The organism is Streptomyces sp. Je 1-79 (assembly GCF_025195125.1).
In the GTDB taxonomy this organism is placed as follows: Bacteria; Actinomycetota; Actinomycetes; order Streptomycetales; family Streptomycetaceae; genus Streptomyces.
In genome coordinates this window covers 1-25,811 of the sequence record NZ_JAMGSL010000006.1, presented here as the reverse complement: position 1 = coordinate 25,811, position 25,811 = coordinate 1, and the positions used below count along the sequence as shown (strand labels likewise).

General features: G+C 69.0%; 21 protein-coding genes. 14 read left to right on the top strand and 7 right to left on the bottom strand.

Annotated elements, in window-relative coordinates:
• The first annotated feature begins 199 nt into the window (after window positions 1-199).
• From M5362_RS13090 to M5362_RS13070, 5 genes are all read left to right on the top strand, one after another.
• A complete protein-coding gene (locus M5362_RS13090; RefSeq protein ID WP_260227669.1) occupies window positions 200-646 on the top strand; it encodes a hypothetical protein in 447 nt (148 codons plus the stop codon).
• 6 nt (window positions 647-652) lie between these two features.
• On the top strand, window positions 653-2,419 hold the full coding sequence (locus tag M5362_RS13085; protein WP_260227668.1) for a hypothetical protein: 1,767 nt from the start codon (window positions 653-655) through the stop codon (window positions 2,417-2,419).
• 37 nt (window positions 2,420-2,456) lie between these two features.
• Window positions 2,457-3,725 (top strand): S8 family serine peptidase, encoded by a 1,269-nt coding sequence (locus tag M5362_RS13080; RefSeq protein ID WP_260227667.1) that lies wholly within the window; start codon window positions 2,457-2,459, stop codon window positions 3,723-3,725.
• A gap of 109 nt (window positions 3,726-3,834) precedes the next feature.
• On the top strand, window positions 3,835-4,197 hold the full coding sequence (locus M5362_RS13075) for a WXG100 family type VII secretion target (protein ID WP_260227666.1): 363 nt from the start codon (window positions 3,835-3,837) through the stop codon (window positions 4,195-4,197).
• Between the two features lie 53 nt (window positions 4,198-4,250).
• Window positions 4,251-4,550 carry a WXG100 family type VII secretion target gene (locus M5362_RS13070; RefSeq protein ID WP_260227665.1) on the top strand — a complete coding sequence of 100 codons (300 nt, stop codon included), beginning with the start codon at window positions 4,251-4,253 and terminating at the stop codon, window positions 4,548-4,550.
• Between the two features lie 480 nt (window positions 4,551-5,030).
• On the opposite strand, the gene M5362_RS13065 is transcribed toward M5362_RS13070, so the two are convergent.
• From M5362_RS13065 to eccCa, 5 genes are all read right to left on the bottom strand, one after another.
• Entirely contained in the window at window positions 5,031-5,558 is a 528-nt protein-coding gene (locus tag M5362_RS13065) for a hypothetical protein (protein WP_260227664.1), read from the bottom strand.
• 124 nt (window positions 5,559-5,682) lie between these two features.
• Window positions 5,683-7,941, bottom strand: a complete 2,259-nt coding sequence (locus tag M5362_RS13060) for a DUF6571 family protein (RefSeq protein WP_260227663.1) — start codon at window positions 7,939-7,941, stop codon at window positions 5,683-5,685.
• Between the two features lie 11 nt (window positions 7,942-7,952).
• A complete protein-coding gene (locus M5362_RS13055) occupies window positions 7,953-8,459 on the bottom strand; it encodes a hypothetical protein (RefSeq protein WP_260227662.1) in 507 nt (168 codons plus the stop codon).
• A gap of 190 nt (window positions 8,460-8,649) precedes the next feature.
• A complete protein-coding gene (locus M5362_RS13050) occupies window positions 8,650-9,360 on the bottom strand; it encodes a hypothetical protein (RefSeq protein ID WP_260227661.1) in 711 nt (236 codons plus the stop codon).
• 95 nt (window positions 9,361-9,455) lie between these two features.
• Complete coding sequence (gene eccCa, locus M5362_RS13045; protein ID WP_260227660.1) at window positions 9,456-13,421, bottom strand: type VII secretion protein EccCa; 3,966 nt, start codon at window positions 13,419-13,421, stop codon at window positions 9,456-9,458.
• 267 nt (window positions 13,422-13,688) lie between these two features.
• Between eccCa and eccD the strand changes: the two genes are divergently transcribed.
• From eccD to M5362_RS13015, 6 genes are all read left to right on the top strand, one after another.
• Entirely contained in the window at window positions 13,689-15,188 is a 1,500-nt protein-coding gene (gene eccD / locus M5362_RS13040; protein ID WP_260227659.1) for a type VII secretion integral membrane protein EccD, read from the top strand.
• A gap of 182 nt (window positions 15,189-15,370) precedes the next feature.
• Window positions 15,371-15,661, top strand: a complete 291-nt coding sequence (gene rpsO, locus M5362_RS13035) for a 30S ribosomal protein S15 (protein ID WP_147979976.1) — start codon at window positions 15,371-15,373, stop codon at window positions 15,659-15,661.
• Between the two features lie 279 nt (window positions 15,662-15,940).
• A complete protein-coding gene (locus tag M5362_RS13030) occupies window positions 15,941-18,160 on the top strand; it encodes a polyribonucleotide nucleotidyltransferase (protein ID WP_260227658.1) in 2,220 nt (739 codons plus the stop codon).
• Entirely contained in the window at window positions 18,157-19,536 is a 1,380-nt protein-coding gene (locus M5362_RS13025) for a pitrilysin family protein (RefSeq protein WP_260227657.1), read from the top strand. Before M5362_RS13030 ends, M5362_RS13025 begins: the two co-directional genes overlap by 4 nt.
• A 24-nt stretch (window positions 19,537-19,560) precedes the next feature.
• Window positions 19,561-20,313 (top strand): 4-hydroxy-tetrahydrodipicolinate reductase, encoded by a 753-nt coding sequence (gene dapB, locus M5362_RS13020; RefSeq protein WP_260227656.1) that lies wholly within the window; start codon window positions 19,561-19,563, stop codon window positions 20,311-20,313.
• A gap of 5 nt (window positions 20,314-20,318) precedes the next feature.
• A complete protein-coding gene (locus M5362_RS13015; RefSeq protein ID WP_260227655.1) occupies window positions 20,319-20,771 on the top strand; it encodes a hypothetical protein in 453 nt (150 codons plus the stop codon).
• A 31-nt stretch (window positions 20,772-20,802) separates the two neighbouring features.
• Here the strand turns inward: M5362_RS13015 and M5362_RS13010 are convergent, their stop codons facing one another.
• Both M5362_RS13010 and M5362_RS13005 read right to left on the bottom strand, forming a co-directional pair.
• The gene (locus tag M5362_RS13010) at window positions 20,803-21,363 is read right to left on the bottom strand and encodes a hypothetical protein (protein ID WP_260227654.1); all 561 of its coding nucleotides are present in this window, start codon (window positions 21,361-21,363) and stop codon (window positions 20,803-20,805) included.
• A gap of 94 nt (window positions 21,364-21,457) precedes the next feature.
• Window positions 21,458-21,697, bottom strand: coding sequence for a hypothetical protein (locus tag M5362_RS13005; protein ID WP_260227653.1), 240 nt, complete (start codon window positions 21,695-21,697; stop codon window positions 21,458-21,460).
• A gap of 190 nt (window positions 21,698-21,887) precedes the next feature.
• On the opposite strand from M5362_RS13005, the gene thyX reads away from it, so the two are divergent.
• The 3 genes from thyX (at window position 21,888) to M5362_RS12990 (ending at window position 25,521) form a co-directional block, all read left to right on the top strand.
• The gene (gene thyX / locus M5362_RS13000) at window positions 21,888-22,637 is read left to right on the top strand and encodes an FAD-dependent thymidylate synthase (protein WP_260227652.1); all 750 of its coding nucleotides are present in this window, start codon (window positions 21,888-21,890) and stop codon (window positions 22,635-22,637) included.
• 178 nt (window positions 22,638-22,815) lie between these two features.
• Entirely contained in the window at window positions 22,816-23,715 is a 900-nt protein-coding gene (gene dapA / locus M5362_RS12995; protein ID WP_260227651.1) for a 4-hydroxy-tetrahydrodipicolinate synthase, read from the top strand.
• A 120-nt stretch (window positions 23,716-23,835) separates the two neighbouring features.
• On the top strand, window positions 23,836-25,521 hold the full coding sequence (locus M5362_RS12990) for a ribonuclease J (RefSeq protein ID WP_260227650.1): 1,686 nt from the start codon (window positions 23,836-23,838) through the stop codon (window positions 25,519-25,521).
• The last annotated feature ends 290 nt before the right edge of the window (window positions 25,522-25,811 follow it).

Genomic DNA, 25,811 nt, shown 5'->3' with positions numbered 1-25,811 from the left:
TGCAGCCGCACATGGCTTCCGCTCACCGAACTGTTGAAGTCTCGTGACGGACAAGACACTTGGGGCTGTCGGACCCAGATATTAGAGTGGTGTGCGATGCAATCGGCGGGGGATCATTCACCGCGATCGCAATGTAGGACAGCTGTAGCAAACGGGGAGGAATGGCTTGTGCTCGAGGTAGTGGGTGCCGGGGGCTGCGATGACAAGTAACCTCGAGCGCGGAGTCGGCGAGCTGAAGAAGTTCCGCAACAGGGTCAACACCCTTCTCGCGGAGCTGGAGGGCGGAGACGCCGGAGCCGCCACGGTGGGCATGGAGCGGGTGACGCGCGGATCCTTCGGTGTCGGTATCCCCTTCGGGGAGGCAGAAGGCTTCTACTCGGAGTTCGACCGCGTCCACAGGGCCCTCGTCGGCCTGTCGAAGTCTCTGAGCGACCAGATCGAACTGCTCTCGATCGGCGTGCACGCGGCCGACGTCGGCTACGACAACGTCGAAGAGGAGCAGCGCCGGAGCTTCCACGAGATCCAGGCGCGCCTGGACAAGGAGCGCGACGAGGCGATCGAGGCCGAGAAGCGGGCGAAGAGCAACGACCCGGCCCAGCCCGCGAAGCCGGTCGGTGGCGGCAAGACCTTCAAGGGCATCGGGTGATGACGGATGAGTGAAGAGAAGCAGCCGGCTCCGAAGCCGGAGCTGACGCCTCAGGAGAAGGCGCAGCAGGAGGACCAGGAGCAGATCCAGACCAAGCACGCGGTCACCGACATGGTGGAGCGGCTGGACGACATCTTCCCCGTCTTCGGGGGCGGCGGATCGGGCAGCGTCTTCGGCAAGACGGCGTTCGACGGCCGCAAGCTCAACGAGATGCTCGACTTCCTGGACAGCGCCAACCCGGCGGACCTGGAGGAAGCCGGCAAGGCGCTGAAGAAGGCGACGACCGCCCTCAACGACGCGGCCAAGGACCTGGGCGACTTCGTCAGCAGGACGGAATGGAAGGGCGAGGCCGCCACGGAGTTCCAGCGCTACGGCTCCGAGGTCGTGAGCTACGCGTGGGGCATCGGCAAGCTCGCGAACGCGGTCGGCACGCAGATGACGGTGGCGAGCACGGGCCTGACGTCGGTCCGGAACGCGAAGCCCCCACGGGACACGCGCATCGACCAGCGTCAGCCGAAGGACTTCCCGCTGCCGGAGCAGACGGAGGACAACCCGAAGTACAAGCAGGCGCTGCAGGTCGAGAAGGACCGGCAGGAGGCCATCAACCAGATGAACCGCCTGGCGTCCTTCTACGCGGTCTCGCAGTCGACGCTGCAGGGCCAGGAGATCCCGAAGCCGCCGGAGTCGTACAAGGCGGCGGTTCCGCTGCCGTCGGGGGGCTTCGTCGGTAGAGGGACGGGCTCTGAGACCTCGGTGACGCGTGAGGACCTGTCGCGCGCGTCCAGCGACCCCTCAAGCCCCAGTGAGGCGAGGACGGGCGACACTCGGCCTGGGACCGACACGAACGTCAGGGAGGAGGCGATCCGGGAGCCGGACACGAAGGTCCAGATCGACACCGTGAAGACGACTCCGGCGCCGCCGACCACGCTGCCGACGACACCGCCGACCGCGCCCCCGGTGACCCAGAATCCGACCGGCCCCCTGCTGCCTCCGACGGTCTCGCTCGGCACTCCTCCGCGCACCGGCGGCCCTCGGGCCACGGGCACGCCCGGTGTTCCGCGCACCACGACCGGCCCGACCGCCGTGGGCCGACCGGGTGGGCCGACGAGTTCCCCTGCCGTGGGTAGGCCTGGTGGCCCGACCAGCTCGCCCGCCGTCGGCCGGCCGGGTGGCCCCATGGCCAAGGCAGGAGGGCCGCCGGCCACTGCTCAGTCGACGCAGGCCGGACGCACCACGCCTCAGGTGGGCCGTCCGGGCGGACCGGGCATGCCCGGCGGCACGGCGCAGCGTCAGGGAGGCGGCGCGACGCGCCAGTCTCCGATTGTGGGCAGGCCCACAGGGACGGGCCAGCCTGTCACCGGACGCACGAGCGGCGGGCCGACCACCGGCCGGTCCAACCCGATCGTCGGTGGTTCACCGCAGCGCACCTCGGGCGGAAACCCCGGATCACGACTTCCCAAGGGGACGGTCGTCGGCAGCGATGGCCCGGCCGCGGGTCGTACGTCCGCGGCGCGACCCAGCCAGGCCGGCGTGGTGGGTGCCAACTCCGGTAACACCGGCGCACGCCCCGTCGGACGTGGCACTCCCAGCACGAACGGCGTCGTCGGAAGCCCTCGTGGCGCCGGCGCACCCGTCGGGGGCGGGCGTGGCAACCAGCGCCCGGCACGTGACGATCAGGACCGCGAGGGCTCTACGCGCCCGGACTACCTGACCGAAGACGAAGAGACATGGACGAACCGTCGGCGCGGAGCTGTTCCGCCGGTGATCGACTAACCACGGGGAAGGTTCGGAAGTCAGGATGACGGCAGGAATGATCCAGGGCCGCACGCTCCGGCGAGGGCTGCTCAGCACCGTGACGGCTGCGGTGTTGACGGCAGGTCTCGTCGGGGTCGCCCCGACGGCAGTTGCTGCCGACGCCCGTTCGAAGCAGTGGTATCTGGACGCCATGAAGGCCGAGGAGGCCTGGAAGACGTCGACGGGCGCGGGGATCAAGGTTGCCGTCATCGACAGTGGCGTGAATCCGTCCACGGCATCCCTCAAGGGCAAGGTCCTGAAGGGCCTGGACGTTGCCGAGGCCAAGGGGGACGAAACCGACGACTACCGAGGCCACGGGACGACGATGGCCGAGCTCATCGTCGGCTCGGGAGCCGGTGGCGGCCTCAAGGGGCTGGCGCCCGACGCCAAGGTGATCCCCTACCGGGTGAGCGACACCGAGCTTCAGAACAATCAGCGTGTCAACGCCTTCGACATGGAGGAGGCGATCAGAGCTGCGGCGGACAGTGATGCACAGATCATCAACATTTCGTTCGCCAGTGAGTACTACAGCTCAGACGTCCGGAAGGCGGTCAAGTACGCCCAGCAGAAGGGGAAACTGCTGTTCGCGGGCGCCGGAAACAGCGGTGACAAGGACAACAAGCCGCAGTATCCGGCGAGCTACCCCGAGGCGATCGCGGTGGCGGCGACCACAAAGGACGGCGAGTGGGCGAAGTACTCGCAACACGGCGACTATGTGGACCTTGCCGCACCGGGCAGCGAGATCCCCGGTTGGTGCGACGAGAAGTTCAAGAGCTACTGCGCGACAGAGGGCACCAGTAACGCCACCGCCATCGCCTCCGCCTCCGCCGCCCTCATCTGGTCCGCCCACCCCGACTGGACCGGCAACCAGGTCCTGCGGGTCATGCTCGACTCCGCAGCACGGGGCGACGACTGGGAGCCCGGCACCCTGAGCCGGTATCTCGGTCACGGCGTCGTCCGGCCCAACGCCCACCTCACCCGTGGCGTCGGCAAGCCGGGCGACCCCGGCATCAGTCCCCTGACCAACGAGAAAGTCGGCGGCGAGCCGGGCTCGTCCGGTTCGTCCCCCTCCGGCGACGCCTCTGCGGCCCCGTCCGTGTCCGCGTCTGCATCAGGTTCGCCACAAGCCCCGGAGACCGATCCGTCGGCCGACGCGGTTGTGGCAGGCTCCAGCAAGAGCACTGATGACGGCAGCCCGTTGGGGCTCATCATCGGCGGCGCCGCGGCCGTGGTCGTCGTCGCGGGAGTCGCGTTCGTGCTCGTGCGGCGGCGGCGCACCGCCTGACGACGTCCGTCCGACGGCGTCCGGTCAGAACCATCGAAGACCACCCTGCGTCCCGCGCGAGACGGCGGGCGCAGCCACAAATGAGAATCCAGAAGAGAGAGAGCGTCACATGACGATCCAGAAGGTCGGCGATCAGAGTCTCAAGGATTTCCAGGATGACCTCACCGTCCGCTTCGAGGGCGTCAAGGGTCAGCTGAGGACGCTCCAGGGCGTCATCGACGGCCTCGAGGGCCGCTGGAAGGGTGTCGGCGCCGGCGCGTTCGACATCAAGCAGAACGAGATCAACCAGGGCATGGTGCGCATCGCCAAGCTACTGCTCAACTTCCAGGAAGCCATCCAGGTGACCCGTACGAACGCGGCGAACGTGGACTCCGAGATCGAGCAGGCGCTCAAGGGCGTCGACGTCACGGCCGGCTTCTCGGGCGACGCCGCCGCGGAGAGGGCTTCGACCTCGGGCATCGCCAAGCTCTGAGCAGGCTGAACGCGTAACCGTAAAACGTCGACACAAAGGCACTTGGAGAACTCATGGCACAGAACAACGACGGCGTGATGGTCGTCACCTACGCGTCTCTCGACGACGCGGCTGGGGTGATCGAGAAGCAGGCCGCCGAGCTGGACAGGTCTCTGGAGGAGATCCAGACGCGCATCCGCTCCATTTCCGAGACCTTCGAGGGTGAGGCCAAGACCGCGGCCGACGCCGCCCACAAGAACTGGGACAAGGAGTCGCGGCTGATCCACACCGCCCTGAAGGACATCGCGAGCAAGATCCGCATGGCGGGCCCCGCGTACCAGGCGGGCGACCGGAAGTCGGCCGCGAACTTCTGACGGCCGACAGACCGCGGAATCAACAGGGTGGGCGCGCACGGGAGGCGCCCACCCTGTCGCGTTTCCCAGGGTGAAGCCGGCCCGGGCGGCGCACCCTCACGCGTGCGGGTTCGCACAGCGACGATGCCGGCCGGCACGGCAGGAATCGGTCGTACGTCATTCGGACGAAGCGGTACCTTCCCGCGGCGCTTCCGCGGGGATCTTGGACGGGAGCCGGCCAGGTCTCCCAGCTGTTGCTTGACCTTGGGGTCGTCTGCCTCGCCGTGCCGTCTCAGGTCCACCACGACACTGAGGCTGTTGCACCAGGACCGCCGCTCTGAGACCAGGGGAGTCGACGACACCGAGCGAGCCCGCCTCAAACTCCTCCCCGGGCGAAGCGCAGGCAGCCTCCGCGCTGATCACTCTCCGTCCGGAGAACGGAGGGAGGTCCAGTACGTATGCCGTACCGGCGTCGTGTGACGATCATCGAGCTGCTCATGCTCAACGAGTGCATTCCTCGGACGCCCCGATCGCCTTGGTGTAGGCGAGGACCAGGTCCTTCATCGCCGACTCGTCCGGGATTCCCTCTTTGGTGATGAAGACGGTGGTAAACAGCTCGCCGTTCTCACGCATGTTGGCGTTTTTGGGGTCGGGGCACGTGACGTGGCCCGTTCCGCCCATGTCGGCGTACGTGTAGCTGCGGTCCTCGCTGACGTGCTCGTCCAGCCTCACGCCCATCTGCGACGACGCGACCTTCACCGTTGTCGTGCCCTTGCCCCACCACTCGGTGCTGGCGGACAGCACCAGTTCGCCGTCGACCGAGACCCGGCAACGTCGGATGCCCTGGATCTTGTCGGACAGCTCCTCCGAGATCTTCTGCCCGCTCTTCGGGAGTACCGGTTCGAGGAGCTTGGCATCGATGGGGGTACCGCACAGGGCCTTCGGGACCTCGAAGCCTCGGGTTTCCTCGCCGGCGCCGCATCCGGCCCCGGTGAGGACGACGGCGATAGTGGCGGCGGTCAGGCCCAAGGTCCGGGCGCCGTACGTCGGACTGTTGAAGCGATTCACTGTGCCCTCCGGGGGCAGGCTGCGCCCCGAGCGAGGGGCGCAGCCTGGTTGTCGTGACGTCTGCGACCGGAACTTCTGATGGCCGTCAGCCGGGCTGGATCTCCGTCTCCAGGTCGTCGGCCATGTGACGGGCATTGTCCGAGGCGTCGGAGAAGCCGTTGGACGTGCCGGTCCTGGCCCAGTCCGCGACCTGATCGCCGTACGGGAGCTTGTGCGCCTTCGCCGCCTCCTGGGCCGCGATCTGGCTCATGTCGACGTTCTTGTCCTTGCTCTCGTCCCAGAGCCTTCCGGCGTCCTTGCCCGCGTCCTTGAGCACGTCCGTCTCGGACTGCTGGAAGATGTGCTCCAGCACCACGCTGCTCACCGTACCGGCGACGCCGCTCGCGACCGCCCCGCCGACGGGGGTCGCGATGAAGCTGACGCCGACGCCGATGCCCGTGCCGATCGCGCCCGACCAGGTGTTCTTCTGCTGTGCCACCGAGTCCGCGAAGTCCTTGGCCTCCTTGCCGGCCGGACCGACGATGGCCTCCTGGCGGCCGACCGCAAGCGTTCCGCCGACCTCGGCCGAACGGCGCGAGATCTCCTCGATCGTCTCCTGCGGAGACTGCGGGTACTTCATGTCGGCGGGGGTGTCGGGGTTCAGGTGGTAGTCCATGAGGTTGGCCATGTACGCGCCCTGGCCGATCTCGACAGCCGCGTAGCCCTTCGGGTCCTGCCCCACGGTGACGAGGAAGCGGGTGACGTCCGAGTGCTCGAGCGCCGCGGGCGTGCCGGCGATCGGGAAGAGCTTGTCGGTGTTGCCGCGCTGGTCGTCGGAGACGGACCGGTTGATGTCGGGCAGATACTCCGAGGCGATCTGGCCGATGCTGTCCGACATGTAGCTGTGCTTGGTCAGCCGCTCCGGATCGTCCGAGATCGAGGCGACGATGTTCTGCATGAGCGCCGCCTGGTCCTTGTTGTGCGGCGGCGTGTCCGCGGTGGGCAGTTCGCCGGCCGGGTGCCCGGTCGTCGCCGCCTCCAACGCCAGCGCGAGGTTGTTGCGGCCCTCGGTGCTGTTGTTCTGCTTGCTGTCCATCTCCGGCGGCCAGTCACGCTCTTCGAAGAGGTAGTCGAAGTTGCTGACGTCCTTCTTCTTGTCCCCCTCCTTGAAGTCGTGGTCCTCGTCCTTCGTGAGGAAGTCGTCGTTGAAGAAGTCCGTCGCCGCGTCGGGGCTGTTGCCGAGGGCGGCCAGGAAGCCGATCATCGGGTCGGAGCCGCTGTCCGTGCCCGTGCGGTTGAGGTACGGATCCATTCCCATGCGCACCCAGTTCATGGGCGTGTGACGGCCGTTGCTGGACGAGCCCTTCTCGACCTCCATCAGCTTGCCGCCGTAGTCCTTGAGGAACTGGTCGTCGAAGTTGCCCCAGCGCATGAGGTTGCTCATCACCTGCGCGCCCTGGGTGAGGCTGTTCTTGTGGAGGGGCTGGTCGGCCATGTTGACCATGTCGTACTTCCAGCGCGACATCTCGGGGGAGTCCGCCTGGGTCGCCGTGGCGAGCGTGAGGCTCAGGTTCTTCTGGAGGTCGTCGTACTGCTCGCGACGGTCCGGGAAGACGTCCCGGTTCTTCTGCATGTCGTTGAGACCCGCCCAGAGGTCGAGGGTCCCCTTGGCGCCGACCGTCGAGGCGAAGTGCTCGGCGAAGATCGGGTCACCGGAGTACTTCCCGAGGCCGGAGTTGAGCGCGTCGAAGTCCGCCGTGGTGAGGTCCTCGGGCTTCTTCTTCGCGATCGCCGCGAGCTTCTCGGCCTCCTTGACGGCTGCCGCCGCCTGGTCGCGGTCCTTGTACACCGCGTCGGAGAAGCCGTGGTCGGTGAGGTCGACGAGGGCCTTCAGGGAGGTGGCGGCGGTGCTGTCGATCTCGGTGGCCGTGTTGAGGATGCCCTGGAGTTCGTTCCGTAGGCCGTCGACGTCGCTCTGGCCGTTGGGGGCCTTCTTGTCGGGGTTCTCCCGGACGGTGAATCCGCCGCCGTTCGCGGTGACGGTGAGGTTCTTCCCCCGGCCGCGTTCGATGGCGTCCTTGAGGAGGCGCTGCTGGTTCTTCAGCTCGTCCCGGGTGTCCTGCATGATGTTGCGAATCGACGTCGCCTGGGTGACCGCGTCACCGAACTCGCCGGAGGTCTTGCCCACGAACTCGCGGGTGATCACCGCGTTGTCACCCGCCCAGTTGGCCTTGAGGGCCTTCCCGCGGAGTCCGTCGTGAGCGTCCTTCTTCAGCGATTCGAGTTTGGTGAGCATGCTCGTCCAGTCCGTGACCGTATCGTCGAGCAGCTTGAAGTTGGCCGAGTGAAGGGCTTCGAAATCCATCAGTAATCCCCCTAGTCCTCGTCCTTCTTGGGCTTGTCCTTGATGTCGTACACCGGGTTCTTCCTGCCCGGTTCGCCCCATTGCTCGTCGAATCCGGCGTCCAGCGTCTGAATACTGCTCACGTGCCGCTCGATGAAGATCTCGTCGCCGGCGTGTGCGTTCTTCGTGAAGTCCATGTGGTTGGAGATGAGAGCGCAGGCGTCCATCACCGAACCCAGCTGCTTGTCCCAGCGCAGTGATACGTGTGACAGCGCGCCGCCGAGAGCGAAGCCCTGGGTCGAGAGGTCGGTCGCCGCCGAGTCCGTGGAGGTGACCCGGCCTTCCTTCCACAGCCGGTTGTACAGCTTGAAGGCCTCGTCGCCGATCGCCGCGAGATCCTGCTGGTCAACGGCGAGAAAGCCGCCGGTCGCGCTGCCTGCGTTCGGTCGGTCCTCGGGCGGCAGCCCGTTCAGCTGCATCCGTGCCGAATCCTTCTCGGCCGCCGAGGCTTTCAGCTGTTCCCACTCGTCCCATGCCATGGACGTCACATCTCCTTATGGATTTCGACTGGTTGGAACCGATTCGGGCTTTTCATCAGGGAGCGTCCGGGATTCTGGTCCGTGCCGATCCTGCGGCGGTCCTCACTTCGACGGACAGAGAATAGGGCCGGCGCGGTTCCCTCATTATTCGTCCGTCCCTTGCAATTCATCAGCCGGCGACAACCGGGAATCACGCGGCCTCGGGGCAGGCCTCGTCCACGACTTCGGTACGGATCCCGTACATCACGAGATCCAGGGCGTGGTCCCTCGCGGACTGCCCCGGCAGCGGCGTGGCCGTCACCGTCAGGCAGACGCTGCCGTCGATCTCGTAGCGCTCGACGAACGGGCCCTTGATGTCCGAGGTGGAGCCCTTGTCGGCGCCTGAGCTCCCGGACCCAGACGTCCCTGCGCCCGACGTCCCGGCGCCCGACGTCCCGGATCCAGAGGTCTCCGCCCCCGACGTCCCGCCGCCCGACGTCTCCTCCTCGTCCTCCACCAACGTCGCCACCGGGTCCCAGGCCTCCGGACCCTTCAGCGCCGGGTTGATGAAGTCGCCCCACGAGCCCTCGAGCCCCGTCAGCCTGTACCGGCCCGCGCCGTCCTCCGTCTCGAGGTCCCGCGCGACGTCCTGCACCCGTTCGAGGATCTCCGCGTGGTCGGGGCCCGAGTCGAAGACCCCCGCCAGCTTCAGCATGCTGAAGCTCTCGTACGCCAGGAAGAGGCCCAGCACGACCATGACGGCCCGTCGGGCCGTGAACGACGCCGCCGACGGCTCGTGCGCCTCGGGGTCGGCCAGGCGCGGCGCCCGGAAGCGCCACCACAGCCCGCGCGCGTCGACGAACAGGCCGAAGGCGACGAACGCCACCGCGAACGCCCCGGCGAATACCGCTGCTCCGATCACCTGTCCTGCTCCATCTCTCTACGCGGCACACAGGCGCCGCAGGCCAAGGACAGAGGCCGGGGCCGCGATCAGCCCCGGCCCCCACCCCGCCGCCCCTACACCTCCGGCAGCATTCCCGTCTGAATCAGCGGGTTGCCGCGCTGCCGCGACACGTAGATACCCCGGCCCGCCGGCATCGGCCGCATGCGGACGCCGCCGAGGACGTCGCCCTCCTGCGGGTCGCCGGAGAGGAGCACCCCCTGCGCGCCGAGCTCCATCATCCGCTGCATGAAGGACTCGTACGCCGCCCGGCTCGCACCGGCCGCGCTGCGGGCGATGATGAAGCGGACGCCCACGTCCCGGGCGAACGGCAGCAGCTCCGCCAGCTTCGCCAGCGGGTTGCCGCTGGAGGTGGACACCAGGTCGTAGTCGTCGACGACGACGAAGACGGACGGGCCCTGCCACCAGCTGCGGTCCCGCAGCTGCTGTGCCGTGACGTCGGCCGACGGCGAGCGGCGCTGCATCAGGTCCGCCAGCGCGTCCACGTGGTGCTCCATGTTGTTCGACATGGGCACGTACTCGGCCAGGTGGCTCGCCGGCGTCACGTCGAGCAGCGCGCGCCGGTTGTCGATCACGAAGAACTTCGCGGAGTTCCCGTCGTACCGCTCCGTGATCTGCTTGATGAGCAGCCGCAGCAGGTTCGACTTGCCCGACTCGCTCTCACCGAACACCAGGAAGAACGGATCGCGGTCGAAGTTGACGAAGACCGGCTCCAGGTTGTTCTCGTCGATGGCGAACGCGACACCGCGCTGCGGTTCCGCGTAGCCCGCGGGCAGCTGGTGCGCGTCGAGCTCGCGCGGCAGCAGCCGGACCGCCGGCGCGCCGGGCGCCGTCCAGTGACGCGTGACCTCCTGCGTCATCGCCGCCGTCGCCTCGGACAGGTCGGTGTCGGAGTTGATGCCGTCGATGCGCGGCACGGCCGCCATGAAGTGCAGCTTCTCCGGCGTGAGACCACGGCCGGGGACGCCCGTGGGCACGTTGGCGGCGATCTTGCGGTCCAGCTCGGAGTCCATCGTGTCGCCCAGCCGCAGTTCCAGCCTGTTCATCAGGTGGTCCTTGAGGTTGGCGCGGACCTCCATGGAGCGCGACGCCGTGAGGATCACGTGGATGCCGTAGCCGAGTCCGCGCGCGGCGATGTCCACGACCGCGGCCTCGAGACCCTCGTACTCGGTACGGAAGTTGCCCCAGCCGTCGATCATGAGGAACACGTCGCCGAACGGCTGGTCCGTCACCGAGATGTCGCCACGCGCCCGGAGCCTGCGGTACGTCTGGATGGAGTCGACGCCCGAGCTGCGGAAGTACTCCTCGCGCCGGGACAGGATGCCGTAGACCTCGGCCACCGTACGGCGCACCCGCTCGGGGTCGAGACGGGACGCCACGCCGCCGACGTGCGGCAGTCCCGCGACCGAGGCCATACCGCCACCGCCGAAGTCGAGTCCGTAGAACTGCACCTCGTGCGGGGTGTGCGTCAGCGCGAACGCGGAGATGATCGTCCGCAGCAGCGTCGACTTGCCGGACTGCGGACCGCCGACGATCTGCATGTGGCCCGCGGCGCCGGAGAAGTCCCGGTACAGCGTGTCGCGTCGCTGCTCGAACGGCTTGTCCACCACGCCCACCGGGACGACGAGCCTGCCGGCCCCCTCGTACCCGGGCTGCGTCAGACCGCGGCCCTCCACACCGGCGAGGCCGGGCAGGATCGCGTCGAGCGGCGGCGGGTTGTCGAGCGGCGGGAGCCACACCTGGTGCGCCTCGACGCCGCGTCCTTCGAGCCGCCGCACGATCACGTCGAGCACCGAGTCGGCGAGCGCGTCGTCCTCGGCGGCCCGGGCCTCGGGAACCTGCGCCTGGGCGGTCGGTTCGAGGTAGCGCACCGGGACGTGCGCCGCGGTGAACGGCACGGGCCGGCGGTCCACGGGCAGCGGGCCGCCCGGCACGACGGCGTGCTGGTTGGTGCGGTACACACCGGAGACGTACGCCGCCTTGAACCGCACCATCTCGTCGGTGCCGTACTTGAGGTAGCCCGAGCCGGGGACGTTCGGCAGCGTGTAGGCGTCGGGCACACCGATGGCCGCGCGGGACTCGGCGGCGGAGAAGGTCCGCAGACCGACGCGGTACGAGAGGTACGTCTCCAGGCCGCGGAGCCGGCCCTCCTCCAGACGCTGCGACGCAAGCAGCAGGTGCACACCGAGCGAACGGCCGATACGGCCGATCTGCACGAACATCTCGATGAAGTCCGGCATGGCCGTCAGCAGCTCGCTGAACTCGTCGATGACGAGGACGAGCGAGGGAATGGGCTGGAGCGGGGCGCCCGCGGCCCGCGCCTTCTCGTAGTCGTGGATGTTCGCGTAGTTGCCCGCGTCGCGCAGCATCTCCTGGCGGCGGTTCAGCTCACCGCGGATGGAGTCGCCCATGCGGTCCACCAGCGTGAGGTCGTCCGCGAGGTTGGTGATCACCGCGGCGACGTGCGGCATCTGGGACATGCCGGCGAAGGTGGCACCGCCCTTGAAGTCCGCGAGGACGAAGTTCAGCGTCTCCGACGAGTGCGTCACCGCCAGACCGAGGACCAGCGTGCGCAGCAGCTCCGACTTTCCGGAACCGGTCGCGCCGACGCACAGACCGTGCGGGCCCATGCCCTCCTGCGCCGCCTCCTTGAGGTCCAGCATGACGGGGGTGCCGTCCTCGCCCACGCCGATCGGGACGCGCAGTCGCTCGGACCGGGACCGGGGGCGCCAGGTGCGGCTGACGTCGACCGAGGCCGCGTCGCCGAGGTTCAGCAGATCGGTGAAGTCGAGGTTGGCGAGCAGCGGCTCGTCGTCGTCGGCGCCCGAGGCGACCCGCAGGGGAGCGAGCTGGCGGGCCAGCGCCTCCGCGGCGTCGGGGCTCAGCCGGTCGGCGCTGCCGTCGTAGACGAGCCCGTGGCCCGACTCCAGCCGCAGCGATTCGCCGTCCACGATCACGGACAGGTCGCCGCGGGGCCCGTTGGCCCTGCCCTGGACGACCTCGATGATCGTCACGCCCTGGAGGCCCTCGGGCGAGGCCAGGGCCGACGTCTGCGGGATCGACTGGCCGTCGAGCACCACGACGAGGTGCGGGTGGTCGAGCAGCGGGTGGTTCCCGCCCTGGAAACGGGGGCGGCCCTCCAGCCGCGCGTCGAGCATCTCCTGCAGCTCACGCGCGTCCGTGGTGATCAGACGCCGGCTGCCCGCGCCGTCGCCGGGGCCCGACGCCTGTACGTGGGGCAGCCACTTCGCCCACTCCCACGCGGGCGCCGCGCCGTCACCCGCGGCGATCGCGATGACCATGTCCTCGGGGGAGTGCAGCGCCGCGAGGGAGCCGACCATGGCGCGCGTCGTGGAACGGGCGCCGTCCGGGTCGCCGCTCACGGTGAGGTGGTAGAAGGCGCGGAGGGAGACGGCCATGGGGAGGCCGTCCAGGGTGCTGTGCGCGGTGAGGAACTGCTGCATCGCGCCGGCGGTGAGCGGCTCGAGCTCGTCCACGGGAGCGGTCTCGGGGGCGATGAGGGGGGTGGCGAGCTGCTGGCTGCCCAGACCGATGCGGACCTGCGCGAAGTCGTCGTCGCCGATACGCCGCTCCCAGACCCGGCTGCCCTCGGCGACCAGGGCCCACAGCTGCTCGGGCGAGGGGTGCAGATAGAACTGCGCGTCGCGCTGGAGGTGCGCCGTCCTCAGGACAGCGCGCCGCGTCTGCGTCAGGTACTTGAGGTAGTCACGCCGCAGGTCGGCGAGCTGCCCCTGCGTGCCGCGCCGGTAGCGGACCAGCATGGCGATCGCCATGGCGACCGTCGACGCGATCATCACCATGCCCATGATCCGCATGATCGGGTTCGGCGTCATGAAGAAGAAGACCACCGAACCGCCCATGCCGAGCATCGGCAGGAGCTGCATCAGCATGCCCTCCTGCTGCCCGCGCGGCAGCTCCGGCGGAGGTTGCAACTGCACCTGCTCACCGGGGACTTCGGACGGCAGAGCCCGTGGTGGGCGCTTGACGACGATCTGACTCACAGCTCACCAATTTCCGTTGCCGGACGGAAAGTTCCTATAGACGCCCCCGTGGCGACGGGATCCATCCGCGGGGAGGGATCCTACTTTGGTGTGGGGTCACGGGTGGGCGGTAGGGTGGCCCGACGTGTTTGCGCGCCCATGAACTATCGCAAAAAAACGGGTCATTCGGAGCGCAATGTCCGGAGGGCGGAGCTCGGAGCGCAGTGCTCGGAGCGCAATGTCAGGCCTGCCGGCCAGAATCACCACGAGGGGAAGCAGCAGGTGAGTATGACGGCCCCAGCCACGGCCAGCGGAGCGGGCCAGTCGGCCCCCGCGACCGTGTTCCAAGGCGGCACCGGTTTCTGCCGGGTCACGGTCGTCGCGCCCGACGGTCGCGTCGACGTCGCGCTGCCCGAGGACATCGCGGTCGCGGACCTCTACCCGGAGGTCCTCCGCCTCTCCGGCCAGACCCCGGCGCCCGGCGCCCCGGTCGGCTACCACCTGGTGCGCCGCGACGGCACCGTCCTCGACGGCGGCCGGTCGCTCGCGGCGCAGCGCATCCTCGACGGAGAGCTGCTCTCGCTGCGTCCCTTCGCCGACTCCCTGCCGCCGGCGGTCTTCGACGACGTGTCCGACGCCGTGGCCTCCGCCGTCGCCCGCGACCGCACGCTCTGGTCCGACGCGCTGATGCGCGGCGCCGGTCTCTTCGGCGGCTCGATCCTGCTGCTCCTGCTCGGCTTCGTCCTGTGGACGGCCGACCCCCGGCACGACATGCACGGTCTGCCCGGCATCCTCGCCGCGGTCACCGCGGTGCTGCTGCTCGCCCTCGCCGCCGTCCGCGCCCGCGTGTACGACGACCGCGGCTCCGCCGTGGCCCTGGGCACGGGCGCGATGGCGAACGCCGCCGTCGCCGGGTCCGGACTGCTGCCGCTCGCGGCCGGGCAGGGCATCGGCAAGCTCCAGTTCCTGCTCGCCTGCGCCGCCGTGCTCGTCTGTGCCGTGATTCTGACGATCGTCTCCCCGAGCGGGGACGGCCCGTTCGTCGCGTTCGTCTTCGCCTCGACCGTGGGCCTGCTGGTCGCCTTCGTGTCCGTCCTCACGGAGCTGGAGCCGGCCGAGACCGCCGCCGTCTGCGCGCCGCTCGCCGTCGGCGCCCTCGCCTTCCTGCCCGGGCTCTCCACCCGCTTCGCCCGGCTCCCCATCGGCTTCGAACCGCCCAGGACCAGCGTCGGCGGTTACGGCACCGAGGCCGAGCCCCAGGGGCCGGTCGACGCCGTCCGGATCGCCGCCCAGGCCCGCCGCGGCCACGAGCTGCTGGTCGGCCTCGTCGGCGGCTGCGCCCTCGTCGCCGTCTCCGCCGCGGCCGTGCTGGGCTTCTCCGAGAACATCTGGGGACAGCTGCTCGCCCTCGCCACCGGCGTCGCCATGCTGATGCGCGCCCACCTCTTCCGCTACACCGCGCAGGTCGGCTGCGCCCTCGGTGCCGGTCTCGGCGCCCTGGTGCTGCTCGGCCTCGGGCTCTGCCTCAACCCGCCGGTGGAGCTGATCATGGAGGCGCTCAAGGGTGACGGCACCGGCCTCGACATCCGTACGATCTGGCTCTCCGCGGCCATCGCCGGTGTCGCCGCGCTGATCACCGCGATCGGCCTCATCGTGCCGCGCAAGGGCGTCACGCCGTTCTGGGGCCGCTTCCTGGAGATCGCCGAGACCTTCGTCCTGCTCACGCTGCTGCCGCTCTGCCTCGCGGTCTTCGACGTCTACCACTCCATCCGGGCGATGACGTCCTGAACCCCCTGGTACCCTGTGTAACGGCCGTTTGTGTACGCGCTCCCGGAACCACCGGAATCCTCGGATCCACCGGATTCTCTGGGAGCTGCGCTCATCGGACCTTCGCCTCCGAGTCACGGAAGCTCCCCTGAGAACAAGACCAGGGGCACTCGTGGGCGCGCGAACACCAAGAGGAGTACCGAGTGTCTCTCGACGCCGCTACGAAGAAGCAGATTTTCGCCGAGTTCGGCCAGAAGGAGGGCGACACCGGCTCCCCCGAGGTCCAGGTCGCGATGCTCTCCCGCCGTATCTCGGACCTGACCGAGCACCTCAAGCAGCACAAGCACGACCACCACTCCCGTCGTGGTCTGCTGATCCTGGTCGGCCAGCGTCGCCGCCTGCTGCAGTACCTGGCCAAGAAGGACATCCAGCGCTTCCGTGCCCTGGTCGACCGCCTCGGCATCCGCCGCGGTGCGGCCGGCGGTGCCAAGTAAGGACGCCGTGAAGGGAGCGGTTCCCACTTTTAGGGGGCCGCTCCCTTTGCTGTACGTGCGCGATGTACCGACCGGCACTTAGTCTGGTCACACAACGCCACATTCAGAGCGAGAGGCCGCCGGCACGCCGCCGGTCCTCGGTAGTGGCCCCCGGACCCCATATCCCCGGAGGCTTCGATCGAAGACCGGCCCGCATCCGAAGGCGTGCTTCTCCTCCACCACCGTCCCCGGCCACACGGGCCGACGGACGAAAAGACGAACACGTAGGAGAAACCGCTAGTGGAGAACGAGACCCACTACGCCGAGGCCGTCATCGACAACGGCACCTTCGGCACCCGCACCATCCGCTTCGAGACGGGCCGCCTGGCCAAGCAGGCCGCCGGCTCCGCCGTCGCGTACCTGGACGACGACACGATGGTCCTTTCGGCCACCACCGCGTCCAAGAAGCCCAAGGACCAGCTCGACTTCTTCCCCCTGACGGTGGACGTCGAGGAGCGGATGTACGCGGCCGGCAAGATCCCCGGCTCCTTCTTCCGCCGGGAGGGCCGCCCCTCCGAGGACGCGATCCTCACCTGTCGCCTGATCGACCGCCCGCTGCGCCCCTCCTTCAAGAAGGGCCTGCGCAACGAGATCCAGATCGTCGAGACGATCATGGCGCTCAACCCCGACCACCTGTACGACGTGGTCGCCATCAACGCCGCCTCCTGCTCCACGCAGCTGGCCGGCCTGCCCTTCTCCGGCCCGATCGGCGGCACCCGTGTCGCGCTGATCAAGGGCCAGTGGGTCGCGTTCCCGACGCACACCGAGCTCGAGGACGCCGTCTTCGACATGGTCGTCGCCGGTCGCGTCCTGGAGGACGGCGACGTCGCGATCATGATGGTCGAGGCCGAGGCCACCGAGAAGACGATCGAGCTCGTCAAGGGCGGCGCCGAGGCGCCGACCGAGGAGGTCGTCGCCGCCGGTCTCGAGGCCGCGAAGCCCTTCATCAAGGTCCTCTGCAAGGCCCAGTCGGACCTCGCCGCCAAGGCCGCCAAGCCCACCGGCGAGTTCCCGGTCTTCCTCGACTACCAGGACGACGTCCTGGAGGCGCTCACCGCCGCGGTCAAGAGCGAGCTCGCCCAGGCGCTCACCATCGCCGGCAAGCAGGAGCGCGAGACCGAGCTCGACCGCGTCAAGGAGCTCGCCGCCGAGAAGCTCCTCCCGGCCTTCGAGGGCCGCGAGAAGGAGATCTCCGGTGCCTACCGCGCGCTGACCAAGAAGCTGGTCCGCGAGCGGATCATCAAGGACAAGGTCCGCATCGACGGCCGCGGCATCACGGACATCCGTACGCTCGCCGCCGAGGTCGAGGCCATCCCGCGCGTGCACGGCTCGGCGCTCTTCGAGCGTGGCGAGACCCAGATCCTGGGCGTCACCACCCTCAACATGCTCCGCATGGAGCAGCAGCTGGACACCCTCTCCCCGGTGACCCGCAAGCGCTACATGCACAACTACAACTTCCCGCCGTACTCCGTCGGTGAGACCGGCCGCGTGGGCTCGCCCAAGCGCCGCGAGATCGGCCACGGCGCGCTCGCCGAGCGCGCCATCGTGCCGGTGCTGCCGACGCGCGAGGAGTTCCCCTACGCGATCCGTCAGGTGTCCGAGGCCCTCGGCTCCAACGGCTCGACGTCCATGGGCTCGGTCTGCGCCTCCACCATGTCGCTCCTGAACGCCGGTGTGCCGCTGAAGGCCCCCGTCGCCGGTATCGCCATGGGTCTGATCTCCGAGGAGATCGACGGCAAGACCCACTACGTCGCCCTCACCGACATCCTCGGTGCGGAGGACGCCTTCGGCGACATGGACTTCAAGGTCGCCGGTACGAAGACCTTCGTCACCGCGCTCCAGCTCGACACCAAGCTCGACGGCATCCCCGCCTCGGTCCTGGCCGCCGCGCTGAAGCAGGCCCGTGACGCGCGTCTGCACATCCTCGACGTGATGAACGAGGCGATCGACGTTCCGGACGAGATGTCCCCGAACGCGCCGCGCATCATCACCGTCAAGATCCCGGTGGACAAGATCGGTGAGGTCATCGGCCCCAAGGGCAAGATGATCAACCAGATCCAGGAGGACACCGGCGCCGACATCACGATCGAGGACGACGGCACCATCTACATCGGTGCCGCCCAGGGCTCGCAGGCCGAGGCCGCCCGCGCCACGATCAACGGCATCGCCAACCCGACCATGCCGGAGGTCGGCGAGCGCTACCTGGGTACGGTCGTCAAGACCACCACCTTCGGTGCGTTCGTCTCCCTGATGCCCGGCAAGGACGGCCTGCTGCACATCTCGCAGATCCGCAAGCTCGCCGGTGGCAAGCGCGTGGAGAACGTCGAGGACGTGCTCGCGGTGGGCTCCAAGGTCCAGGTCGAGATCGCCGAGATCGACCAGCGCGGCAAGCTCTCCCTCGTGCCCGTCATGGCGGACGAGGACGCCGCCGAGGACAAGAAGGACGACACCGACCAGTGACGTCCCGTAGTTCCGTGACGACGGCCCGCCCCTCCTCGGAGGGGCGGGCCGTCGCCCGTACCCAAACGCTTCTCCCGGGCAGGGACGGCATCGGCACCGTCCGCCGCACCACCCTCCCCGGCGGTCTGCGGATCGTCACCGAGACCCTGCCGTCCGTGCGCTCCGCCACCTTCGGCATCTGGGCCCACGTCGGCTCCCGCGACGAGACGCCCACGCTCAACGGCGCCACGCACTACCTGGAGCACCTCCTCTTCAAGGGCACCGCGCGACGCAGCGCCCTCGACATCTCCGCCGCGCTCGACGCGGTCGGCGGCGAGATGAACGCCTTCACGGCGAAGGAGTTCACCTGCTACTACGCGCGGGTCCTCGACACCGACCTGCCGCTCGCGATCGACGTGGTCTGCGACATGCTCACCGGCTCGCTGATCCTCGCCGAGGACGTCGACGCCGAGCGAGGCGTCATCCTCGAAGAGATCGCGATGACCGAGGACGACCCGGGCGACGTCGTGCACGACCTGTTCGCGCACACGATGTTCGGCGACACCCCGCTGGGCCGCCCGGTGCTCGGCACCGTCGACACCATCAACGCCCTCGACCGGGGCCGGATCGCCCGCTTCTACAAGAAGCACTACGACCCGACCCACCTCGTCGTCGCCGCCGCGGGCAACATCGACCACGCGACCGTCGTACGCCAGGTCCGCCGCGCCTTCGAGAAGGCCGGCGCCCTCTCCCGTACGGACGCCGTCCCCGTCGCCCCGCGCGACGGCCGGCGCACCATCCGCACCGCGGGCGCTGTCGAGGTTCTGGGCCGCAAGACCGAGCAGGCCCATGTGGTCCTCGGCATGCCGGGCCTCGCCCGTACCGACGACCGCCGCTGGGCCCTCGGGGTGCTGAACACGGCCCTCGGCGGAGGCATGTCCTCCCGCCTCTTCCAGGAGGTCCGCGAGAAGCGCGGCCTGGCCTACAGCGTGTACTCGTACACCTCGGGCTTCGCCGACTGCGGCCTCTTCGGGGTGTACGCGGGCTGCCGCCCCAACCAGGTCCACGACGTGCTGAAGATCTGCCGCGACGAGCTCGACAAGGTCGCCGCCGACGGCCTGACCGACGACGAGATCGCCCGCGCCATCGGCCAGCTCTCCGGCTCGACCGTCCTCGGCCTGGAGGACACGGGCGCGCTGATGAACCGCATCGGCAAGAGCGAGCTGTGCTGGGGCACCCAGATGTCCGTCGACGACATGCTCGCCAGGATCGCCTCCGTCACCCCGGACGAGGTCCGCGAGGTCGCCCGTGATGTGCTCGGACAGCGCCCTTCGCTGTCCGTCATAGGGCCGCTGAAGGACAAGCAGGCGGCACGCCTGCACGAATCCGTCTCCTAGACACTCCCAGAGAGAGTTCAGAGCATGAGCAAGCTGCGCGTGGCGGTTCTCGGAGCCCAGGGCCGTATCGGTTCCGAGGCCGTACGGGCCGTCGAGGCCGCCGAGGACATGGAACTGGTCGCGGCGCTCGGCCGCGGCGACAAGCTGGAGACGCTCGCCGACGCGGGCGCCCAGGTCGCGGTCGAGCTGACCACCCCGGACTCCGTGATGGGCAACCTCGACTACTGCGTACGCCACGGCATCCACGCGGTCGTCGGTACCACCGGCTGGACCGAGGACCGCCTCGCGCAGCTGAACAGCTGGCTCGCCGCCTCCCCGGAGACCGGCGTCCTGATCGCCCCGAACTTCTCCATCGGCGCCGTGCTGACCATGAAGTTCGCCCAGATCGCGGCCCCGTACTTCGAGTCCGTCGAGGTCGTCGAGCTGCACCACCCGAACAAGGTCGACGCCCCCAGCGGTACCGCCACCCGCACCGCCCAGCTGATCGCCGCCGCCCGCGCCGAGGCCGGTCTCGGCCCCCAGCCCGACGCGACCGCGACCGCCCTGGACGGCGCGCGCGGCGCGGACGTCGACGGCGTCCCCGTGCACGCCGTACGGCTCCGGGGACTGCTGGCCCACCAGGAGGTGCTGCTCGGCGGCGAGGGCGAGACCCTGACGGTCCGTCACGACTCGCTGCACCACTCCAGCTTCATGCCGGGCATCCTGCTCGCCGCCCGCCGCGTGACCACTGTCCCGGGCCTCACCTTCGGCCTGGAACACTTCCTGGACCTGGGCTGACGGCCATGGGTGGAAAGATCACGTACGTCTTCCTCGCCACCGTCCTCGTCCTCGTCTTCGGCGTGGTGGCGATGGAGGGAGTCCTGCTCCTGCTGACCGGTGAACCGGTCGCCATGGGCATGGGAGCGGTCGCCTTCCTGCTGCCCGGCGTGGGCGGCTGGTTCCTCTGGAAGAACACCGCCTTCGCGCGGAACGCGCAGCGGCTCGCCCGCGAGCTGGAGGCTGAAGGCGGCCTGCCGGTGGACGAGTTGAAGCGCACGGCCGGCGGCCGGATCGACCGGGAGTCGGCCGACGAGGTCTTCGCGCAGCGGCGCGCCGAGACCGAGGACTCCCCGGACGACTGGCGCTGCTGGTTCCGGCTCGCGGTCGCCTACCACGACGCCCGGGACACCCCGCGCGCCCGCAAGGCGATGCAGCGGGCGATCGCCCTGCACGCGGGGCGCCCGGTCAGCGCGTAGGAGTCGGCGCGTAGGAGTCGGGGCCCGGGCGTCAGCGCGCGGCCGTCACCACGACGCCGTACTCGGCGTTCCACGCCTCGACGGTGTCGGCCGCGCGGTCGAACGCCTCGATGCGCGACAGGAAGTCGGCATTGTGGTCGGTGAGCAGGGTGACCGGCTCACCACCCTGCCGTACGAGGATCAGCGCCTGGCCCTGCACCGTGCGGGGAAGCCCCAGCCACCGCACGGGCTGCTGCGCCGTACGCACCTGAGTGACCCGGTTCCACGCCACGGTGGTGGTGGAGAGGAAGCCGACCCGGCGCAGGCCGTGACGGCTCACCCAGGTGCCCACCCGTAGCATCCGCACCGCCGCGACGATGATCAGGGCCGCCAGACCGAACGTGACGGTGGCACCCCCCATCGCCCCGGCGGCCGTGATGATCACCGCGGCGAACAGCACGAACGAGGCGAGCAGCAGCGCGAGCGCCGCCGCCCCCACGCGCCAGGGGCCGGGCCGGTAGGGGCGACGCCACTGGTCGTGGTCGTCGAACGGCAGGGCGACGTCGTCGGTCGCGTCAAAAGCGCGGTCGGCCGTCAGGAAGGGCAGGGGCACGACTGATCCTCACTCACAAGCACGCTCGAAGGGGCTGTGCCCGGTGAGGCTACCCAGGTGGTCTCGACCAGGCCACCTCAGGGGGCCGAACTGCTCAGCGACCGTCGGAGGCTTCGGACTGCTGCCGGTGGCCCTGGGACGCACCCGACTCCAGGGACGGCATCCCGAAGAGCAACGACCCGACGAGACCGGCCACGACGGTCAGCCCGACCAGGGTACGGCCCGCGACCTCGGAGACGCTGAGGCGCTCCCTGGGCGGCGGAGTGACGTTACTGCGGAAGCGGTCGGCCTCGGCGACGAATGCGAACGGGACGGCCTCTCGCCGGCGGAGCATCAGGGGCACTCTCCTTGGGGTTCGTGTGGTGCGGGGTGTCACGGATACAGACGACCAAAGTCATCGTTCGGTGCCCGATTTCCCCGAATTGACCAAAGAAACCCCCACGGACGGGTGCAGGGGCTCGGTGTCAGTGGCTCCCCGTAGAGTGGGCGCCGCCCGAGCGACGCACTTTGGAAGGACCCCGCCGGTGACCGACACCCCCTCAGCAGACGCGGCAGACCTCAAGCCCAGCTTCCGCAGCGATGTGACCGTCGAGCTGGTGAAGCACAGCGCCGCCGACTCGGACGTGCTGTGGGCGGCCCGCGTCTCCACCGCGGGTGAGCAGTCGCTCGACGAGCTGCAGAAGGACCCGGAGCGGTCCAAGGGGCTCATCAACTACCTGATGCGGGACCGGCACGGCAGCCCCTTCGAGCACAACTCGATGACCTTCTTCATCAGCGCCCCGATCTTCGTGTTCCGCGAGTTCATGCGTCACCGCGTCGGCTGGTCGTACAACGAGGAATCGGGCCGCTACAGGAACCTGGAGCCGGTCTTCTACGTTCCGGACGCCTCCCGGAAGCTCGTGCAGGAGGGCCGCCCCGGCAAGTACGTCTTCGTCGAGGGCACCGAGGCCCAGCAGGAGCTGACCGGCCGGGTCATGGAGGACTCGTACCTCCAGGCGTACGCGGCGTACCAGGAGATGCTCGCCGCCGGTGTCGCCCGTGAGGTCGCCCGCTCGGTCCTGCCCGTCGGGCTCTTCTCCTCGATGTATGCCACGTGCAACGCACGCTCGCTGATGCACTTCCTCGGTCTGCGCACCCAGCACGAGCTGGCCAAGGTGCCGTCCTTCCCGCAGCGGGAGATCGAGATGGTCGGCGAGAAGATGGAGCAGCACTGGGCCGGGCTCATGCCGCTGACCTATGCCGCGTTCAACAAGAACGGCCGTGTGGCCCCATAAAGCACAGATGTACGACCACGTCACGCGAAGTGTCCGTATTGCGACGTTTCACGAAGTTCATCTAGGCTGATCAAACGGACCCGGCACTGCTTGAACCCCCGAGCAGGCAGTGCCGGGCTCCCTTTCTCACGTCCCCCGAGGGGACACCGGGCGATGAGCAGCGAGTAGCGTGTTACCCATGGCTCCGATCTCCACTCCGCAGACCCCCTTCGGGAGGGTCCTCACCGCCATGGTCACGCCCTTCACGGCTGACGGCGCACTCGACCTCGACGGTGCCCAGCGACTCGCCGCCCATCTGGTGGACGCGGGCAACGACGGCCTCGTCATCAACGGCACCACCGGCGAGTCCCCGACCACCAGCGACGCGGAGAAATCGGAGCTGGTACGGGCGGTACTGGAGGCGGTCGGCGACCGCGCCCACGTCGTCGCCGGCATCGGCACCAACGACACCCACCACTCCATCGAGCTGGCCCGCACCGCGGAGCGCGACGGCGCCCACGGCCTGCTCGCCGTCACGCCGTACTACAACAAGCCCCCGCAAGAGGGTCTGTACCGGCACTTCTCGGCCATCGCCGACGCGACCGGCCTTCCGGTCATGCTCTACGACATCCCGGGCCGCAGCGGTGTCCCCATCGACACCGAGACGCTCGTCCGGCTCGCCGAGCACCCCCGGATCGTCGCCAACAAGGACGCCAAGGGCGACCTCGGCCGCGCCAGCTGGGCCATCGCCCGTTCGGGCCTGGCCTGGTACTCCGGCGACGACATGCTCAACCTGCCGCTGCTCTCCGTGGGCGCCTGCGGCTTCGTCTCCGTCGTCGGCCACGTCGTGACCCCCGAGCTCCGCGCCCTCCTCGACGCCCACCTGAACGGTGAGGTGCAGAAGGCCACCGAGATCCACCAGCGGCTCCTCCCGATCTACACGGGCATGTTCCGCACGCAGGGCGTCATGACCACCAAGGCCGCGCTGGCCCTCCAGGGCCTGCCGGCCGGCCCCCTGCGCCTGCCCCTCGTGGAGCTCTCGCCGGAGGAGACCGCCCAGCTCACGGTCGATCTCGCCGCCGGCGGGGTAGAGCTGTAACTACAGACTTCACAACTGAATATCCGATCGACGAACGATCGACTGACAACAGCAAGTGCACGAATGTCATGCGCGCCACGTGCCCAAGCGGTACGTGGCGCGTGTGGTGAGGAGAGTCTTTTGAGTCATCCGCATCCTGAACTCGGCGCCCCGCCGAAGCTGCCCAAGGGCGGCCTGCGCGTCATCCCGCTCGGTGGGCTGGGTGAGATCGGCCGCAACATGACGGTCTTCGAGTACGAAGGCCGGCTGCTGATCGTCGACTGCGGCGTCCTCTTCCCCGAGGAGGAGCAGCCGGGCATCGACCTGATCCTGCCCGATTTCACCATCATCAAGGACCGTCTCGACGAGGTCGAGGGGATCGTGCTCACGCACGGCCACGAGGACCACATCGGCGCCGTCCCCTACCTGCTCCGGCTCAAGCCGGACATCCCGCTCATCGGCTCCAAGCTGACCCTCGCCCTGATCGAGGCGAAGCTGCAGGAGCACCGGATCCGTCCGTACACCCTTGAGGTGTCGGAGGGCGACCGGGAGAACCTGGGCCCCTTCGACTGCGAGTTCATCGCGGTCAACCACTCCATCCCGGACGCGCTCGCGGTCGCCATCCGCACCCCCGCGGGCATGGCCGTCGCCACCGGCGACTTCAAGATGGACCAGCTCCCGATGGACGGCCGGCTCACCGACCTCCACGCCTTCGCGCGGCTCAGCGAGGAGGGCATCGACCTCCTGCTGTCCGACTCGACGAACGCCGAGGTCCCGGGCTTCGTCCCGCCGGAGAAGGACATCTCCAATGTCCTCCGGAACGTCTTCGCCAACGCCCCGAAGCGCATCATCGTGGCCAGCTTCGCCAGCCACGTGCACCGCATCCAGCAGATCCTCGACGCGGCGCACGAGTACGGCCGCCGCGTGGCCTTCGTCGGCCGCTCGATGGTCCGCAACATGGGCATCGCGCGCGACCTGGGCTACCTCCGCGTCCCGGCCGGCCTGGTCGTGGACGTGAAGACCCTCGACGACCTCCCGGACGACGAGGTCGTGCTGGTCTGTACGGGCTCCCAGGGCGAGCCCATGGCCGCGCTGTCCCGGATGGCCAACCGCGACCACCAGATCCGGATCGTCCAGGGCGACACCGTGATCCTGGCGTCGTCGCTCATCCCGGGCAACGAGAACGCGGTCTACCGCGTGATCAACGGCCTGACCCGCTGGGGCGCCAACGTCGTCCACAAGGGCAACGCCAAGGTCCACGTCTCGGGCCACGCCTCGGCCGGCGAGCTGCTGTACTTCTACAACATCTGCAAGCCGAAGAACCTGATGCCGGTCCACGGCGAATGGCGCCACCTGCGGGCCAACGCCGAGCTCGGCGCGATGACGGGCGTCCCCAAGGACCACATCGTCATCGCCGAGGACGGCGTCGTGGTCGACCTGGTCGACGGCAAGGCCAGGATCGTGGGCAAGGTCCAGGCGGGTTACGTCTACGTCGACGGCCTCTCGGTCGGCGACGTCACCGAGACCCACCTGAAGGACCGCCGGATCCTGGGCGACGAGGGCATCATCTCGGTCTTCGTCGTCGTCGACGCCTCGACCGGAAAGATCGTCAGCGGGCCGAACATCCACGCCCGTGGCTCCGGCATCGAGGACTCGGCGTTCGACGCCGTGATCCCGAAGGTCGAGCAGGCCCTGAACAAGTCGGCCCAGGACGGCGTCGTCGAGCCCCACCAGCTCCAGCAGCTGATCCGCCGGTCGGTCGGCAAGTGGGTCTCGGACACCTACCGCCGGCGCCCGATGATCCTCCCGGTGGTCGTGGAGGTCTGACGGACGGACTGACTCGGGCCCCGGCCTGACCAGCGCCAACTGAGAGCGGGGCGCCTCGATTTGCATCGGGGCGCCCCGCTCCAGTACGTTTACGGCTCCGCCAGCAAGGGAAACCCCGGCACCTTCGTGTGTCCGGACGGATGACCGGCAGGGCGGGAAATCCGACTCAGAACTTCTGATAAAGTCGGATCAACGCCGGAAAGCGGATCGGGAAAACCGAGAAGCCGGAAAGCACCGAGGAAATCGGATCGGAAAGATCTGATAGAGTCGGAAACGCAAGACCGAAGGGA